General features: G+C 44.9%; 13 protein-coding genes. 8 read left to right on the top strand and 5 right to left on the bottom strand.

The window, feature by feature from the left end; translation table 11 throughout:
- The first annotated feature begins 50 nt into the window (after window positions 1-50).
- On the top strand, window positions 51-1,667 hold the full coding sequence (locus QUA47_RS18520) for a HAMP domain-containing sensor histidine kinase (protein WP_333431791.1): 1,617 nt from the start codon (window positions 51-53) through the stop codon (window positions 1,665-1,667).
- Between the two features lie 23 nt (window positions 1,668-1,690).
- Here QUA47_RS18520 and QUA47_RS18515 read toward each other — a convergent pair whose 3' ends face one another.
- The 3 genes from QUA47_RS18515 to QUA47_RS18505 form a co-directional block, all read right to left on the bottom strand.
- Window positions 1,691-7,075: an AAA family ATPase gene (locus tag QUA47_RS18515; RefSeq protein ID WP_333431790.1), complete on the bottom strand. Its 5,385-nt coding sequence runs from the start codon at window positions 7,073-7,075 to the stop codon at window positions 1,691-1,693.
- A 167-nt stretch (window positions 7,076-7,242) separates the two neighbouring features.
- Window positions 7,243-8,802, bottom strand: coding sequence for a UDP-N-acetylmuramoyl-L-alanyl-D-glutamate--2,6-diaminopimelate ligase (locus QUA47_RS18510; RefSeq protein WP_333431789.1), 1,560 nt, complete (start codon window positions 8,800-8,802; stop codon window positions 7,243-7,245).
- Window positions 8,803-9,002: 200 nt separating this feature from the next.
- The gene (locus tag QUA47_RS18505; RefSeq protein WP_333407772.1) at window positions 9,003-9,308 is read right to left on the bottom strand and encodes a glutaredoxin family protein; all 306 of its coding nucleotides are present in this window, start codon (window positions 9,306-9,308) and stop codon (window positions 9,003-9,005) included.
- A gap of 206 nt (window positions 9,309-9,514) precedes the next feature.
- Here QUA47_RS18505 and QUA47_RS18500 point away from each other — a divergent pair, with 206 nt between their 5' ends.
- From QUA47_RS18500 to QUA47_RS18485, 4 genes are all read left to right on the top strand, one after another.
- On the top strand, window positions 9,515-10,570 hold the full coding sequence (locus tag QUA47_RS18500; protein WP_333431788.1) for an acyltransferase: 1,056 nt from the start codon (window positions 9,515-9,517) through the stop codon (window positions 10,568-10,570).
- 294 nt (window positions 10,571-10,864) lie between these two features.
- Complete coding sequence (locus QUA47_RS18495) at window positions 10,865-12,142, top strand: ATP-dependent DNA ligase (protein WP_333431787.1); 1,278 nt, start codon at window positions 10,865-10,867, stop codon at window positions 12,140-12,142.
- Between the two features lie 88 nt (window positions 12,143-12,230).
- Window positions 12,231-12,806, top strand: coding sequence for a Uma2 family endonuclease (locus QUA47_RS18490; protein WP_333431786.1), 576 nt, complete (start codon window positions 12,231-12,233; stop codon window positions 12,804-12,806).
- 109 nt (window positions 12,807-12,915) lie between these two features.
- Complete coding sequence (locus tag QUA47_RS18485) at window positions 12,916-14,157, top strand: exonuclease SbcCD subunit D (protein WP_333431785.1); 1,242 nt, start codon at window positions 12,916-12,918, stop codon at window positions 14,155-14,157.
- A gap of 84 nt (window positions 14,158-14,241) precedes the next feature.
- Here QUA47_RS18485 and fmt read toward each other — a convergent pair whose 3' ends face one another.
- Window positions 14,242-15,240 (bottom strand): methionyl-tRNA formyltransferase, encoded by a 999-nt coding sequence (gene fmt, locus QUA47_RS18480; RefSeq protein ID WP_333431784.1) that lies wholly within the window; start codon window positions 15,238-15,240, stop codon window positions 14,242-14,244.
- A 149-nt stretch (window positions 15,241-15,389) separates the two neighbouring features.
- Complete coding sequence (locus QUA47_RS18475; RefSeq protein ID WP_333431783.1) at window positions 15,390-15,566, bottom strand: hypothetical protein; 177 nt, start codon at window positions 15,564-15,566, stop codon at window positions 15,390-15,392.
- Between the two features lie 95 nt (window positions 15,567-15,661).
- Here QUA47_RS18475 and QUA47_RS18470 point away from each other — a divergent pair, with 95 nt between their 5' ends.
- The 3 genes from QUA47_RS18470 to QUA47_RS18460 all read left to right on the top strand — a co-directional run bounded on the left by QUA47_RS18470 (window position 15,662) and on the right by QUA47_RS18460 (window position 18,008).
- Window positions 15,662-15,805 carry a hypothetical protein gene (locus QUA47_RS18470; RefSeq protein WP_333431782.1) on the top strand — a complete coding sequence of 48 codons (144 nt, stop codon included), beginning with the start codon at window positions 15,662-15,664 and terminating at the stop codon, window positions 15,803-15,805.
- A 30-nt stretch (window positions 15,806-15,835) separates the two neighbouring features.
- Window positions 15,836-16,474 carry an RsmB/NOP family class I SAM-dependent RNA methyltransferase gene (locus QUA47_RS18465; protein ID WP_333431781.1) on the top strand — a complete coding sequence of 213 codons (639 nt, stop codon included), beginning with the start codon at window positions 15,836-15,838 and terminating at the stop codon, window positions 16,472-16,474.
- Between the two features lie 193 nt (window positions 16,475-16,667).
- A complete protein-coding gene (locus QUA47_RS18460; RefSeq protein ID WP_333431780.1) occupies window positions 16,668-18,008 on the top strand; it encodes an ABC transporter substrate-binding protein in 1,341 nt (446 codons plus the stop codon).
- Window positions 18,009-18,545 lie beyond the last annotated feature (537 nt).

Here is an 18,545-nt window from a genome sequence, read left to right as displayed (position 1 = left end):
CTATACATAAATACTTCACCCTTCATGCCTCCGAAGGTGGGTTTATAACTGTGAATACTTACTTTTTACCGACAATAAGCGAAATTTTAGCCTCCGAAGGCCAAGAAAATGACCTGAGTCTCTTTGATGCTAAGTTGGCGGGAGAAAACAACCGCCATCGGTGTCCTGCAAGCCGTGGGGCTTCTCGGCTGAAAGCTGAACAGGAATGGTACGGGGCGATCGCAGCTTTGAATCAAATGCTCGATCGGCAAAAATCAGGACAAAAAACAGATGCCGATCGAGCAAATTGTCGATCGACAATCCCCAATTCCTGTCAGGGATTGGTTTTGTCGGGCCCGTCTTCCGTTTTGACTGACCCCGCTTTGGCTGCGGGCTTTGCCAATTGGATTTTTACCAGTATGCCCGACAACGATGCAGCTTTGTGGTCTTTTCGGGCGAGACAAACTTTAGCTTTACTGCCGGCGGCTGAGGTGCAAATATCTGTGCCTGCGGCGGCCCCGGCTTTGGCTTTGGCAAGTGGCGATCCCTTAGCCAACGAGCAGTTTTGTTTGGTTTTAACTGCTAGTTTTAGCTTGGTGATGGTTTTGGGTGAAAATTCTGCGGGAATTCCGGCTTTTCTATTTTCTTTCGACCCGCAAGTAGTCGCCAAAGCTTGGGAGGTTTTGCGGCGCCGGGTGACTGAAAGCGACAGTTTGCTTGCCAATTCTGACGGCAGCTTCAATTTACCAGTTAGCCAATTAACTAATAATTCTACTAAATTAGACGCGCTGTTCCAGCAGTTTTTGCCTGTTGCTCCAAATTATCAAACAGTGATGCAGTTCAGCCGCTTGCTATTGCATAATTTGCCAGTTGGGAAAGAGGAAGCAGGCAGGGTAAAGGATGAAAGAATTGATGATGGTTTGAACTCTAGGCATAAAAAGTTATCGGCTACAGATATCAACTGCAAATCTGCAATTCCTCTCGCTACTAAAGAGGTGGAATTGCTACAGGCGATCGCCCACGAAGTCCGCACTCCTTTGGCTACTATTCGCACGCTGACTCGATTGTTGCTGAAACGTCCCAAACTCGATCCGGTGGTGGTCAAGCGTTTGGAAATGATTGATGCTGAGTGTACCGCTCAGATCGATCGCTTCGGTTTAATTTTCCGCGCCGTGGAATTGGAAATGTCGCAAGCTAAAAATTCGGGCGTGCAGCTAACAGCAATGTCCCTAGGTGAAGTTCTGCAAAATAGCATTCCCCGCTGGCAAAAACAGGCGACTGTGCGAAACCACACTTTGGAAGTTATTGTGCCGAAAAAGTTGCCGGCGGTAGTCAGCGACCCGACGATGTTGGATCAGGTTTTAACTAATTTGATTGAGAATTTTACTCGAACTTTGCCCTCGGGGAGTCGCATTCAGGTGGAGGTGACATTGGCGGGCGATCAATTAAAGTTGCAGTTGGAATCGGAACACCTACCTGAAGATAATGGCGCATCGACTTTTGCAGCTAAGGCAAATGGTCCTTTGCGATCGATCGGGCCTTTGTTGATGGTGCAGCCAGAGACGGGAAGTTTGAGTTTAAATTTGAGCGTGACTAAGAATTTATTTCGGGCTGCTGGCGGGAAGCTAGTAATTCGCCAGCGGCCCCAAAAGGGTGAGGTGATGACGGTATTTTTGCCGCTGCAATAGTCCTGAGTCTTTAGTCATGAGTTTTAATCAATTAAAATCTCAATGACAAACTCTGTTCCTTCTCCCAGTGAAGAAATACAACTCAGTTTACCGCCGTGTTTTTCTTCTACAATTTGACGCGCGATCGCCAGTCCTAACCCAGTTCCTTTGCCCACGTCCTTAGTGGTAAATAGATGGTCAAAAATCCGATTTTTGACCTCTTCGGACATTCCATTTCCGTTATCGGCGATGGAAATTTTTACATTTTTCCTTTCTACTTGTGTCCGAATAGTGATTTGATTGGGGTGGGCTTGAATCTCGGCAAAAGTCCGTCCTTGATTGGATTCTTCTAAGGCATCTATCGCATTGGCCAACAGATTCATAAATACCTGGTTTAATTGTCCTAAATAACATTTTACTTTGGGAACATTGCCGTAGTCTTTAATGATTTTAATTTCAGGATGCTTGTCGTTCGCTTTCAGGCGATGGCGTAAAATCATCAAAGTGCTATTGAGTCCTTCGTGGATATTAGCCTCAACTTTATGTACCGTATCGGCGCGAGAGAAAGTGCGGAGGGAAGTGCTGATGTTTTTGATGCGCTCGCATCCTATTTTCATGGAACTCAACATTTTGGGTAAATCTTCTACGAGATAATCTAAATCTATTTGCTCTGCTTTCTCAATCAATTCTGCTTCCGCTTGAGGAAACTTTTCTTGATAGAGGCGCAAATAATCAATTAAGTCTTGGACTCCAGCATGAGCTTCATTAATGTTCCCGGAAATAAAACCAACGGGGTTGTTGATTTCATGGGCAACCCCTGCCACGAGATTACCTAATGCTGACATCTTTTCACTTTGGATCATTTGCATCTGAGTTTGCTGAAGTTCATTCAAAGTCTGCTGCACTTGGTGATAGAGGCGGGCATTCTCCAGAGCGATCGCCGCTTGACTAGAGAGAAAATTCAGCAGTAGGACGCGATCGCGACTAAACACTCCACTTGTGATCCGATTTTCTAGATACAAAATGCCGACCAAATTCCCCTGATTTAGAATTGGCAAACCCAGCAAACTCTCTGGTTGGTGGTACTCTAAATAATCGTCAATCACAGGCACATCGGTTTTGAGCTGATCGATGACAACTGTTGCTAGGGTGTTTTTTACATAGTGGATTAATTTAACCGGAACGGTAGGATTGTTCTCTAGGGGTTCCGTTTGCAGGCTAATGTATTCCCCGGTAGCCATCGCCCGCACCTGCCATTGTTGATCTTGGCAGAGCATCAGTACACAGCGATCGGCTCCCGAGTTTTGTAACATGGTTTGGGTCACAATTTGCAGCAACTCATCCAGGTCGATCGTGCTGGAGATGACTTGGGAGATTTGCAGCAGGGTAGAAAAATCTAGAGCCTGGTTGATGGAGGTACTGGAGGTAGTGTGGTGGGCGCTCGAATGAAAGGAGTAGGTTGAATTGGTGAGTGTGGATAGGGTTTCTAAAATAGAGAGGGGTTGGGCTGCCTGTTGTAAGATGGGGCGCAGCAGATCGGGATAACGTTTTTCTAGGTCATCGGTTTTGGCTTTTGCTCCCCAGCGGGCGTAACAATAGTAGGCTTCCTGCATATAGCCTGCGGCAACTTTTTCTTTGCCCCAATTGAGGTAGAATTTAGCGGCGAGTTCGTTGGCTAAGGCTTCTTCGTTGAGGAATTGGTTTTCTTTAGCGAGGAAGATCGCGCCATCGTAGAGGTCGATCGCCTCTGCTTTGTTTCCTAAAATTCGCTGCTGTTCGGCTCGAATTAAATCGCATTTGTGGCCAAAGTTCATGGGTGCATGAGTTGCCCAGTTAGTAAGTTGCTCAAGATCCTTCGTAACCGCTTCACTGATTGGCAAGGTGTTTGTGTTTGCGAGTAACGTCAGTGCATGATAGAAATAAAAGACTCCATAGAACACAGTTCCGATAATGCCACCAACAGTTTTCTCGGCAATTTGAGCTATCTCCAGAGCTTCCTGGGGTTGCCCAAAATGGTAAGCCAGAATCAATTTATGAGCAGAGACGCTCCCGATCGAGTAAGTATCTCCTGCTAATTTATGCTGAGGTAATCGTGTCGTTTCATCGTAAGCTTCTCCAACCAATTTCTGGGGATAGTCGGCTTCCCCTGTCCAATTTAAGACGGCCTGTTGCACAATTTGCTGAAAGTTTAGAGCAGTTGTTTGTTTGAGCTGGGCGATCGCCTCTGCATAGGTTTGCATCTCTTCTCCCAGTTGTAGAAGTTCATTTCCCGCAGCATAAGCGAGTTGACAGCGGTTATAGGCACAGTAAGCAGCGAACTCCAAATCTCCCGTTTCCAAACCCCCTTGATAGCCTTCCAGCAGAGGCATCAGTACAGTGTGCATCGGCTCCTGCCAAATGCGAACAAATGGATAAACTAAATTGAAAATTTTCGCTTTAAAACTCGATGCTTTAAACATTTCCATCAAGGCGATCGCGATATCAGCAGCATGATTTCCGGCTACAATTTGCCCACCATATGCACAAAGAATTAGTCCATAGGTTGAATAAGCATAGGGTGTTTGGATCGCATTTCCAAACTGAAGTGACAATTCAATTTGTTTGAGCACAATCAAGGGATAGAGGGCGGGCGAACCGATATAGGCTGCTGAAGCCATACTGCTGAGAATATTCATTGCAGCCAGCTTCTGCGGATCGCTCATCTTTGGTGAATTCATCACATCCACACTCATCAGTCGATCGCCAATAGCATTGAGAGCAGGGGCTACCATTTCTTGGGTGGGATGTTCTGGCAACTCCACATCCAACTCTTGAAGGATTGCCCGTGCCACCTGAATCGCCTCTGATAATTGATTGCGGGCAATCAAGGATTGAATCTTTATTTCTAAGGCTTTAACTTGTTCTAGGGGGTTTGACGTATGCTGGAGAACTGCCTCGACGCAAGCATCTACCCGCTCAAATGCGCCAATCAGACAGGCTGAATTAGCCCCTTCAATGTGCAGTTCTGAAGTAACAAGGGGCTGTCTGATCCATTGATCGGAACTGTCAGTGGCTAAAAGTTGCAGCCCTATCTCACAGTATTGAGCCGATGCTGGGTAAGCAGCCGACAGCCGCGCTTTACGTGCAGCCATCAAATTGAGATTGGCTACATGGTCTCGCTGAGCCTGAATTGCGATGCGATCGATGCCCAGATTAAATTGACTGACAATCGCAAAAATTTTCTCGTCTAGTTGCTCTGCTGAGGTTCCAGCCAATAGCAATTGCCCAATGTGCAAATGGACGGATTGTTTTTGGTCTTCAGGAATCAGGGAATAGGCGGCTTGCTGGACGCGATCGTGAAGAAACTTGTAATTCACCACCTGGGAATTTTGTACCTGTTCCTGTTTTTCCTGCCCCATATAAAACTTGTAGACTTTACTTTCAGGAAGGATTAACTCCTCTTGCAATGCCTTCCACAAATCCGCCGCCGTTTCTGTTGCTAATTGCTCAGAAACAACGGCCAAAGTACCCAAATCAAATTGATTGCCAATACAAGCCGCCAACTTTAACACATTCTGAGTCGCTGGCGGCAATTTTTGCAACTGCAACGCCATAAACTCAACGATATCATCCGTCACTGCTAATGCTTTTACTTTGGCAATGTCGCATTGCCAATTGCCCTCATCAAAGTCAAACTGAATCAGCCCCTCATCGTGCAGCATTTTCAGGAATTGCACGCTAAAAAATGGATTGCCTTTGGTTTTTGGATAAATTAGTTGAGTTAATGGTTGTGCGATTTCGGGCGAACAGCTAAGCGTATCGGCAACGAGTTGATTTAAACTCGTTTCAGTCAGAGGGGCTAATGTAATCGTTTTGATGGCAGCTTGTGATTTCCCAATCTCCTCTAACGCCAACATCAAAGGATGAGCGGCAGAAACTTCCTTGTCGCGATAAGCTCCTATTAATAATAGATATCTGCCGTGTGACTCGCTCATCAACAACTGCATCAATTTCAAAGATTCCGCATCAGCCCACTGCAAATCATCGAGGAAAATTACTAAGGGATGTTCTTTTGTGGTGAATACTTGCAGGAATTTTTGAAAGAGTAAATTAAAGCGGTTCTGTGCCGCCGTCTCAGACAGTTCTGTTGCGGTTTCCTGTTGGGAGATAATTTGCTCTAGTTCAGGAATTACTTCAATAATTACTTGCGCGCTGTCACCCAGCGCAGCTAAAATTTGGGTTTTCCAAGCTGCTAATTGAGCCTCGCTTTCACTCAGCAATTGACCCATTAATTCTCGAAATGCTTGGACAAAAGCTGAGAAGGGAATATTGCGATTAAATTGGTCAAACTTGCCTTTGATGAAGTAGCCGCGCTGGCGGACAATTGGTTTGTGAATTTCGTTCACAATGGCAGTTTTGCCAATGCCAGAAAAACCCGCCACCAGCATTAACTCGCGCCTTCCCTGGTTCCCAAAAAGAGTCTCGCAACCAGAGATGCGATCGAACGCTGCCAATAATTGGGCAACTTCGCTTTCTCTGCCGTAGAGTTTCTCTGGTATGATGAACCGCTCGCAAACATCCCGTTGCGCGATCGCAAAGCTTTCTATCTTACCACTTTCTTCTAATTGACGCAAACAAAATTCTAAATCAAATTTCAGCCCCAAAGCACTCTGATAACGGTCTTCGGCATTCTTCGCCATCAATTTCATCACGATGTCCCACAGAACTTGGGGAATTCCTTCCCTTGTGTTTTCGTTAAGGGGCGGCGGTTGTTTGGCAATATGAGAGTGTACCAATTCCATCGGATCGTTAGATTGAAACGGCAACTCTCCCGTCAGCAATTCATAAAAACTGACACCCAAAGAATAAAAATCTGTGCGGTAGTCAATGCCGCGATTCATCCTTCCTGTTTGTTCAGGAGACAAATAGCTTAGTGTCCCTTCTAGCACGTTGGGACTCATCACCCTTTGAGTTTCTCGCGGTAGCAAAGATGCAATACTAAAGTCAATAAGTTTGACTTGTTTAGTCTCAGGATTAATTAAAATATTGGCTGGTTTAATATCTTTGTGAATGATGCGGTGGCGGTAAAGTATATCTAATGTATTGCTTAGGTCGATCGCTATTTGGAAAAACTCAACCAGAGATTGCACCGTTTTTCCTTTCCCAGTCCATTGGTTGAGAGAAATGCCCCCGAAGTCTTCCATAATCAGCGCATAGCCGTTCCGGTAGGCTTCCAAGCTGTAGGTTTGAATGAGTCCGGGCAAATTCAGGTTTTTGGCGATCGTGTATTGATTGCGAAATTGCAAGAGTTCGCTAAATTTGGGATACTCGTTCCGCAATACTTTGATGATGACAGATTTTTGGTCGCAGAGGCGAGAGCCGCGATAAACTAGGGTGCGAGTGCCTGAGTAAATTCTATCGAGAATTTGATACCCAGTTAGTTCTATCATAGCAAGAATTTTTTTTATAAAAATATTGGATATTACTATTATAATCTAGTGCAACTCAGATTCTTCTTTCGTATTAATACTTAAAAACATAACAAATTTCTCAGCCTGCGAACACCTAACTGTTAAGGGTTAACCGACTTCGCTTAACCCTTAACAGTTAACCGAATTCAGTTAACGGAATTCATTCTGGCTTTCAAGGCATCTCGCGCTTGTTCTCGATCGTCAAAATGGACTTTTTCGGTGCCCAATATTTGATAATCTTCGTGTCCTTTCCCTGCAATCAGCACGCCATCTCCCGGTTTAGCCTCCATAATAGCAGTGCGAATTGCAGCGGCTCGATCGGACAAAACCATCGGCTTTACTGCGGCGGGAATTCCTGCTAAAATATCCTCCAAAATGCGATCGGGATTTTCCGTGCGCGGATTGTCGGAAGTAACAACCGTTAAATCGGCTAATTCTGCAACGATTTTACCCATAATTGGCCGCTTAGTGCGATCGCGATCGCCACCGCAGCCAAACACGCAAATCATCTGACCCGGAATAAACGGCCGCGACGCTTTCAGCAAGTTCTCCAAACTGTCGGGAGTGTGCGCGTAATCGACAATAACGCTAATATCTTGGTCGGGACTAATCTGCACCCGTTCCATCCGTCCCGGAACTCCGGAAAACTGAGATAATTTCTCCACAATTGCGGACAAATCTAAACCCAATTCTAAAACAGCACCGACAGCAGCCAACATATTTGATAAATTGAACTGACCAACTAAAGGCAAAGAAAAAGCAGTTTCGCCCTTAGGAGTATGCAGCATTCCCTTAACTCCATTGGGCTGATATTGCAAATCAAAAGCATACAAATCGGCCGTTTTTAGAACAGTGCTGTAACTCCAAACTCTGTCGGATTTTAAAGTCTCAACAATCCGCTGCCCGTAAGGGTCATCAATATTAATTACAGCGCGATTTGCGAGGTAATCCGAACCAAATAAAAGCGATTTAGCCTCAAAATAATCTTCCATATCACGGTGATAATCTAGATGATCTTGAGTCAAGTTTGTAAATACAGCAACTTCAAAACTACAGCCTAAAACTCGCTGCTGTGCTAAAGCGTGGGAACTGACTTCCATCACCCCATGTTTACATCCGGCTGCTACAGCTTCTGATAATTGCTTTTGCAGGTCAACTGCAAAAGGTGTAGTGTAAAGTGCAGTTTGTTGGAAGCCCGGCCAGCGAGTGTAAAGCGTGCCGAAAATCGCCGTCGGCAACTGCATTTCATTGAGCAAAAATTCGATTAAATGAGTTGTTGTAGTTTTGCCGTTAGTCCCGGTAACGCCGACAAGTTTTAATTTGCTCGCTGGATTGCCGTAAAAAGCAGTTGCGATTTGACCGCAAACTTGAGCCATATCCGCTGCTGCGATGACGCAGGGAACCTCTTCTAGCCCCTTGCTAAGGGGGGAAGGAACCTCTTCTAGCCCCCCCTTGCTAAGGGGGGGTTGGGGGGGTGTTTTCTCGGCTGCTTGGGTGGAAATTATGGCAGCAAGTGCACCAGATTCGATCGCACTTTGCCAAAAATCTCCCCCATCTACCCGAGTTCCCGGCATTCCCAAAAATAAATCGCCCGCCTGACAAGCGTGGGAATTAGTGGATAAACCCTTGACTTCGGCATCGAGGGCGGGATGTTGCGCGTCAAAGGAAATGCTGGGAACTGCTGCTAATAATTCTCTCAATTTCATCTGAAAAACTCCTCGCTTGAATGTCTTGAATATGACTGGCGGAACACATTGTTTGAGCCACTATCTACAGGTTTTTGCTGTGCGCGGTGCAAACCCTAGGGATTTTTATATGCGCGCCGTAAAATCTCTCTACCTAGAGTAAGCTGCACACCGAGCACCCCGAGGTCAGGATTAAAACCTGAGTTTTTGGGTAAATCGTATTATTGTGACCGATCCATTTGCAAATATTTCTGTAACATTTGCTCCAATTGGGCGACGCTACAGCGGGGAGAAGGGCGGGGTAACAGTTCTTCAGCGGAGAATGCAGACTCGCCAACAAAATTTTGGGGCTGGGGCTGCACTTTAAACAAAACTGGAACTTCGTACTGATAAGCTTGAAACCAGTCATCGCGTTCGGTAATATCTCTGACCTCGAGTTGAAACTTGAGGCTTTCAATCTGTTCGAGTTTTTCTTGCAACCCTTCGCACAAGTGGCATCCGGGTTTGCTGTACAAAATCAATCGCATCATAACAGTAAGATTAAACTCGATCTTAAATTCTCAAACCTGCGATCGCCAGTGGGCGAACCAGACTTCGCAAGAAGCAAGCCGTGGCATCATTGACCTCAACGCGCGATCGAGGTTATCTTAGCATTGACGGTGAACCGATTACGGTAATTTGCCATCTCAATGTAAATACAAGTCCATCTATCCATACACTCTGTCAGTAAAAAATGCAAATTACGCCGGAATTTTCTGGGAAAATTAAATTCTTACGTCTCCCCCTAATTATTGGGATTGTTACTATTCACTCGTCTATAAATCCTGTGGGATATGCTGATAAATTTTTCCAGACTTTTATTTGGAGCACTTGGGGTGGTTCCTGCGTGGCTTTTTTGTTTATTCTTTCAGGCTTTCTTTTTTTTAGAAATTTTAACTTATCGCTAAATTCTTACCTAGAAAAGCTCAAGTCTCGGTTTTGGACTCTCCTGGTTCCCTATTTATTTTGGAACTTAGCTTTATTGGCAATGGTCTTAATTGTCTTGAACATACCGGCAACAAGTTCTATTATTCAAGGTCATTACAAAAAATACGTTGAAGACTACAGCTTCGCCAATTTTATAGATTGTTTGACGGGGTACAGAAGCGGTTATCCGATCACATTTCATTTCTGGTATGTCCGCGACTTAATCGCGATGGTGATTCTATCTCCGGTATTTTTACTGGTAGCTAGAAAGATACCCTATCTAGGTTTGGCTTTGTTTGCCGCCCCTTGGTTGCTGAAATTACAACTTGGTTTTATTAAAATCCAGTGGTTGGGGCCACTGTTCTTTTATTTGGGATGTCTGATTGCTGTTCAAAAATTGGATTTAACTTGGCTCAATCGACGAAAAACTTTGATAATAGGCATATACTTAGCGATGGCTGTTGTGCTGGCAATAATGAAAACATCCGAAATAGAAACTTTCCAACACCTGTTTGAATGCTGCACGAGAGTAGTAGGTACGATGGCGATTTGGTGCGCTTCCGATTTGATAGCTGGAAAGCTGCAAAAGGTGTGTTTAAATCTTTCGGGGTTGGCATTTTTTGTTTATGCTGCTCACGAACCGACGGTAACAGTTTTAAAGGAAGTTTTTCAGAGATTGTCAAAAAATCCAAATTCGGTAACTGTCATGGTACACTATTTGTTGATAGTGACAATTGCCACTTTAGTAACGCTGGCTGCGGGTAGTCTTTTACAAAGGTATACGCCTAAATTTTTCCAAGTGATAACAGGTGCCAGGGGATAATCATACCATTTTAGATGTTAGATTGGGAAGGGATGAGTATCATGGTTTGGATCTTGCCTACAATAGCATTTTTTTTGGCGAACTGGTATCAATTTGAGCTTGGGGATTGGAGATTTTAGATTACTCTCTTTCTTCTCTTCCTCTGTGCCCTCTGCGCCTCTGCGGTTAAAAAATAAATCTAGTTCACAAATGAAAGAGTTAAATTTCTTCATACCACCTAATTGTTAAATCAAACTTGACTAATAAATCAATTTTTAGTATAGTATATAAATAGCCCTACATAAAGGAGGCAGTATGGACTGCACCGAATACGCAGAAGCCAAACGAAAAGCAGCTAAAAAAATTAGCGCCGACATTCGAGAACGCTGGAACAATCGCATCGTGACGCGAGGATTGCCCTTGATGGGAGAAGCGGGGGCAGTGCAGTATTTGGCTGATTATGGGCGCGGAATTGGTACGGCAAAAGTTATTGGTTTTGCACTGTGCGCGGAGTCGGAAGGATACCCGGAAATGGCAATCGGCTTTTGGAAAAGAGCGTTTGAATTGGAAACCGGAGAAAAGCCGATCGCCCTCAATACTCGAAACAATTCTACCGCCGATATCGATCCTGCTAAACAATCAACTTCCGACCCAAAAATAGAAACTGTCTACCATCCGACTGTTCCCGAATTGCCGCCGCACTTACAGCCGGGAAAAATTGTCACGATGCAGCCGGTGGACGCGCCGAGCGATCGTTCTTATTACATCGAAAATCCCGATTATTGGGGACAGCCAAAACGCGACGGCAATCGAGTAGTGGTCATTGCGACGCCAGATATAGTCTACTACCAATCGCGATCGACTAACCTGCGGCAACAAGCATCGATTGAGATCGATCGCACATTAATCGACACAGCCGCTAAAATTGGCACCTTTGTTTTAGACGGCGAACTGTATTACAAAAGCTGTACGGGTAGCGAACACCGCACGGGCGCGCAAGCTGCTACTGTTAATATTGAAAGCGGTTTTCCCACAATCCAGCCCAGCGCAATTTATGCCATTTTTAAAAGTTTGTTTTTCAAAGGCAATGACTTAACTACCGTGGCAGAATCCGAACGGATTGCAGCGGGAGTTGAAGTTGGCGAAATGCTGGCAAATTTATCCCCAGCCTTTGAAGTTGTACCGACATTTCGCACCACCACCGAAAAACTCGTACTGGCAAATCAGCAGGAATCTGAAAATAAAGAAGGCGAAGTTTGGGTGTTGCACCACTGTCACTATGTCGGCGGAAAAGATGTTAAGAAATATCCGATGGTGAGGACTAAATACTGTCAAGAACACGATTTGTTTATTGTGGGCTTGACGGCGACAAAAGTTGCAGGGCGGCCGTTTAGTGCCGTCAAAGTAGCGCAAGAAATTGATGGCAAATTAGTCCCCGTAGGAACCGTGGGAACCGGGTTTAGCGGGGAGGAAATGCAGGAAATTGCCCGACTCTACGAGGCTAACCCCAAAAGTGTCAAAATTAAAGTGCGATCGCAGGGTTTGACAGAAAGCGGCAAACTGTGGCACGCACGATTTCTGGAGTTTTGTTAAATTTGTAGGGAAACGGCAGTGCCGTTTCCCAGCCGGGTATGCGATTATTAACCAATAGTGTCACATAAAAATATCGGAGGAAACCTCAATGTTTGTTAGCAAAAATAATTTCTACATTTCTCCAGAAGAGTACCTAGAAGGCGAGCGAGTAAGCCCGATAAAACACGAATACAGACGCGGACACGTTTATGCAATGACAGGGGCCAAAAAACCTCATATTGTTATTTCAGTAAATTTAGCAAGTTTGCTTAACAATCATCTCCGCGAGAGTTCCTGCTTAGTTCTTTCATCAGATATAAAAGTCCGACTGGAAGAGGCAAATTGCTATTACTATCCTGACGTAGCGGTGACTTGCGACGAAAGAGATACCTCAACTACTGAAGATTTCATTTTATATCCATCTTTGGTAGTTGAGGTATTGTCGCCCTCAACAGCAGCTTTCGACAGAGGCGATAAATTTGTCGATTACCAAACTGCATCGAGTTTGCAAGAATACGTGTTAATCACTCAATCCGAAATCAAAATTGAATGTTTTAGACTCAATGCTGAGGGAAATTGGGTTTCTCAGACTTACCGACAAGGAGATGAGTTAGAGTTAATGAGTATAGATTTTCGCTGCCCGATCGCACAAGTTTATCAAAAAGTTCCTGGCATCATATTGTGATGTATGAAAAAAAACTTTCTTTGGTTCGCAGTCAGGAATGCAAATCCTTCTTCTGAGGACTGAAGTCCTCACTAGGAACCGAAACGATAACTAACAAATAGAAAAAACAATGATTAAAATCTTACACCTTTCAGACATTCACATGGGCAGCGGCTTTTCTCACGGTCGGATTAATCCAGAAACCGGTTTAAATACGCGCTTGGAAGACTTCGCGGCGACGCTGAGCAAATGTATGGATAGAGCAATTTCTGAGCCCGTAGATTTAGTTATATTCGGCGGCGATGCTTTCCCGGATTCGACGCCTCCACCGTTTGTGAAAGAGGCTTTTGCTCGCCAATTCAGCCGCTTGGTTGACGCACAAATTCCGACGGTTTTGCTAGTAGGAAATCACGACCAACATTCTCAGGGACAAGGTGGCGCGAGTTTGGGGATTTACCGGACTTTGGGGATACCTAAGTTTATTGTAGGCGATCGCCTGGACACTCACCTGATTCAAACCCGCAGCGGGCCCGTACAGGTGGTAACTTTGCCTTGGTTGACTCGATCGACCTTAATGACACGATCCGAGACTGAAAGCCTGTCTATGGGCGATGTTAACCAATTATTAACCGAAAAACTGACGATCGCAATGGAAGGCGAAATCCGCCGCCTCAACCCCGACATACCAACCGTACTTTTAGCGCACTTAATGGCAGATAAAGCAAGTCTGGGCGCCGAACGTTTTTTAGCAGTTGGAAAAGGTTTTAACATTCCCGTTTCCATGCTAACTCGCCCTTGTTTTGATTACGTTGCTCTCGGACACGTTCACAAACACCAAAATCTCAACGCTTCCAACAATCCGCCCGTAATTTATCCGGGAAGTATCGAACGAGTTGATTTTAGTGAAGAGAAAGAAGATAAAGGTTTTGTGTTAGTTAATTTGGAACGGGGAAAAGCTGAGTGGGAATTTTGCACTTTGCCAGTGCGGGTATTTCAGACTATTAAAGTAAATGTTTCCGAATCGGAAAACCCGCAAGCCGAGTTAGTTAAAGCTATTGGCAAGAAAGATATACAAGACGCGGTTGTGAGATTAATTTACCAATTGCGATCGGAACAATTAGATTTAATCGACAACGGAGAATTGCACACACTTCTGGGCGCAGCGCACAGCTACACCATTCAACCGGAATTAGTCAGTCAGTTAGCACGGCCGCGGTTGCCCGAATTGAATGCTAATAATAGTATAGAACCGTTAGAAGCTTTGAAAACTTATCTGGCAAGTCGCGAAGATTTGAAAGATGTTGCTGAGAGTATGTTAGAGGCGGCACAAGGTTTGTTGGGCAATACGGAAGAAGTTTTGGTGGAATTTTAAGTCAAGAATCGCGCATCTAATTACAGGATGATTTGGCTGCAAAATATTGTAGGGTGGGTATCTTACCCGCCCTAAATATACTATTTAACTCCCAAAAATTTCGCCCACGGCCAACCGAGTTCCGTTAGCAAAATCCACCCCAGACTGCACCTTTTTCCCCGCTAACTGCACCTCCCGCAACAATAATAAACCATCACCGGTTTGGACGATCGCCCCCAAGCCCTTCACAACCTTCACAACTTCCCCATTTGCGCCCGATAACTGATCCAAAACAGGCCATTCGCGTTCCAAAACTCTCAAATCTGGCGGTAATTGCAGCCAATATTCCGGCCCGACGGGCACAGTAGCTATCACCTTCAGAGAATTGGCGCGAAAAGTCGTCGTGCAATCCGGGAAAAAGCCCCTAACTTGATTGTGAAGGTCGATCGCACTTTTCGACCAATCCAGCACATAATCTGCACTCTTAATCATCGGCGCATAAGTCGCCTCAGCATCATCTTGAAGAACAGCTTCAATTTTGTCGTCCCTCAATTTCACCAAAGTTTCTATCAACAAATCCGCCCCAACTTCCGCCAACCTATCCGCCAAAGAATCAGCATTATCCAACAGCGAAATACCAGCAAAAGCCTTCAATAGCATCGCCCCAGTATCCATGCCAGCATCCATCAGCATAGTAGTGATTCCTGTTGTCTTTTCCCCCTCAAAAAGACAGCGCTGAATCGGTGCGGCACCGCGATACTTCGGCAAAATTGAACCGTGAACGTTAACGCAAGCCAAACTCGGAATATCCAGAATTTCTTGAGAAAGAATTTGGCCGTAAGCCACCACCACAAAAACATCCGCCTCCGCTTCCCGCAATGTGGCAATTGTTTCAGCATCTTTCTTAATTCGGCGCGGCTGCCAAACCGGGAGACAGTGATTTAAAGCCACATCTTTTACAGGTGAAGGCATCAATTGATTCCCTCTTCCCCGGCGTTTGTCCGGCTGAGTCACCACACCCACCACCTCAAATTCTGGGTGACTTAGCAAACTCGATAAAGTAGGAACAGCAAAATCGGGAGTGCCAAAAAAGACAATTTTCATAGATTGTTCGTTATTAGTAAGTAGTCCTCAGTCATTACTCATTAGCCATCAAGTAGGTGATGGCAAAAAAACATAGTATATTGTAGACACTCTTAAACGTGTAGGAGCTATCATACAAGCGAGTTTAGGAGTGGTTTCAGTCGCCGGACTCATGTGATTTTCATTTTGCCGATAAAATAATAGTAGTTTGCTCCTAGATTATACACTTCGAGAATAGTTCCGAGTTGTGCGATCGGCAAAAAGTATCTCGATTGATACTCAGGTGCAGCCCGACTCGAACGCTCAAAAGTAATGGGTTGGATAGACGCAACAACATTTGCATCCATTCTTCCCAAGTTAACTATAACTGTTCTACACTAAGAATTATCATCTAATCTACAATTGTCACTGCTAATCTCAATCTTATCATATCTCCTCGAACATGGAAAAACCGTCGAATCTCCTGCTTAAACTCAGCCGCAGCTTATTTGCCGACACCGCCGCACAAGAAAAGTTTATTCATGCCGTCACCAATCCCCAAGCTTTTAATCCTGCTATCTTGTGGGTGCAACCAAAACCTACATAAAACCCATTTGAGATCGAAATTCCAGTTGCTTTGCAACCAGAATTTGTAGATAGACTAGCCTTAGAATCCCAGCCGGGAAAACATTCCTTACATCAAGCAGGACATTACTACTGTCTGGACTTTTCCTCAATCTTCGCCGCCTCCACATTGTTAACAATACGCCAGCCAATCAAACTAATCTTAGATCTGTGCGCCGCCCCCGGAGGAAAAAGTATATTTGCCTGGAAAACATTAAACCCAGAATTGCTGTTGTGCAACGAAGTCATAGGCAAACGGATGGGAATGCTGATCTCTAATTTAAGACGCTGCCAAATTAACCCATCCGCCGCCGCCAACGTCGATTCAAAAATACTTGCCGAAAAGATGCCACCAACGGCTAATTTAGTAATAGTAGACGCTCCTTGTACAGGTCAATCACTCTTAGCAAAAGGAGACAAAGCACCCGGCTGCTTTCATCATGTCACCATCAACAGCAATGCCAACCGCCAAAAAATAATTTTAGCCAATTCTGCTAAAATTGTAGCGCCGCAAGGTTATCTTGCATACATGACCTGCACTTATTCAACCGCAGAAAATGAACAAGTCAGGGAATGGCTGTTAAGCAAATTCCCCGAATTTCAGGCAGTCACTGTTCCTCATTTAGAAAAATATCGCTCGCACCGGACATAAATTCCTTGCTATCGGATGTGACCCCAAGATAAACTAGGAGCAGGAGCTTTCACCGTTTTGTTTCAAAACACCTCGGATGGAGAGAGAAATCAGCTACCAGCAGATTTTCGAGATTTAGCTCATTTTACCAACCTCTAACTATCCGCGTTCATCTGCGGTTAAAAAAATATTCTTCCCTTAATCCCACTCACAAATGATTTTCTCCCAATTATCCAAAGCAATTAAAAGACCACTCAAACTAGCGATAGGCATTTTAATTACCTTAAATCTGCTAATATTAAGCGGCTGTCAAAACAGCACAACCCCAGCATCAAAAAACGGCGAACCGATCGAACTCACACTGTGGCACGGCATCAATCCGCCGCCAAATCGCGACGTATTTCAAACCCTAACAGACAAATTCAACAAAACTCATCCCAACATCCAGATCAAACCAGTTTATATCGGCCAGCCCGACCAACAACTCCCAAAAATACTAACAGCAATAGTTGGAAATGCACCGCCGGATTTGCTTTGGAATTCTGCCACAATTTCAGGAAAACTAGCAGAACTAAACGCAATTGAACCCTTAGAAAACTGGCTCGACAAATCGCCCCGGAAAGCGGAAATCTACCCGGCACTCTTCGAGTCAATGGAACTCGGCGGACACACTTGGTCAGTTCCCCTAGCGACAAACAACGTCGCCATCTTTTACCGTCCCAGCTTATTTGCAGCAGCAGGAATCAAAAAAGTGCCGCAGAATTGGGCGCAATTAAAGCAAACAGCCCGATCGCTCACGCGAGACACCAACGGAGACGGCCGCACAGACCAACACGGCATAGTGCTCCCCCTAGGCAAGGGAGAATGGACAGTATTTACCTGGCTGCCATTCATGTTCAGCGCAGGCGGCGAACTCAAAGGCGAAATACCTCAAAGTCCTGTACCCCAAATAGATAATCCCGGTTCTCACGCCGCCTTAGAATTGTGGAGCGACTTGTTAAAAGAAGGTTCAGCAATATTGTCAGCACCCGAACGCGGTTACGAACTCGACAACTTCATCGCCGGGAAAGTCGCCATGCAAATCACCGGGCCGTGGACGCTAGCACAGTTGCAGCAAAGCGCGATCGACTACGCAGCAATGCCTTTACCGCTCCTCAAACGCCCCGCAGCCGTCGTAGGGGGTGAAAACCTATTTTTAATGAAAACCTCGCCAGAACGAGAGCGAGCAGCCCTAGTATTCTTAGAATACGTTATAGGTGAAGAATTCCAAACAGCATGGGCATTGGGAACCGGTTACTTGCCCATTAACTTAAAATCGAGACAGAGCCAAGCTTATCAAAGCTTTGTGGAAAAAAACCCTGTTTTGCGAGTATTTTTAGAACAAATGAACTCAGCCAGAGCGCGACCCATTATATCAGGTTACTCCCGCCTGTCAGAAAACCTCGGTCGCGCCATAGAGGCAACCCTTCTGGGCCGCAACCCCCAAGACGCCCTTAAAGAATCTCAAGAGCGTTTGACACTAACCTTAGATATTGCAACAGCCAAAGAGGAATAGACAATAAAAAATATTTTTTTGGCTGTTAGTTATCAGCTTTCACTGTATTCTCCCGAAAGACTTGAAACCTCGATTGATTGATGAAAAATCTAGTGAAAATCACTCCCGCCTCCACTTATAATCAGAAACCGTGTTTCTGGTTCCCGACTTACATAAAAGCAGAAATTTTACGTCGCTGTTATTGGTATTTTAGGTATTTTAAGTATTATTGAGTCCGGTGCAAAATGTTAGGGTGAATTGGGTTGCGCTCGCCCGACACAAAAAGACACCCGCTGTCGCTAGGTAATAAATCTTTAATAAAAACCCCAAATTTATAAACCAATTGCTTAGCCATTAGAGATATATTTACAAAAAAGCAATACTCCCGAAATTCATGGGCAGATTTGATCGAACAAAAAAAACCGCTCCCTCAACGGCACCACAAAAAGTTAGCTCAAAAGCTTCTCCCACTACCTACCACCCATGACCTACCATCACCTAATAGAAACATTTTCTCTACCCTGTGCCTGTCCCGTACCATCTACTGAGATCCCAACA

Origin of the sequence: Microcoleus sp. MON2_D5, assembly GCF_036701905.1 — a bacterium.
Taxonomy (GTDB): domain Bacteria; phylum Cyanobacteriota; class Cyanobacteriia; order Cyanobacteriales; family Microcoleaceae; genus Microcoleus.
The sequence above is the reverse complement of the archived record's forward strand: the minus strand, read 5'-3'. Positions and strand labels throughout refer to the sequence as shown.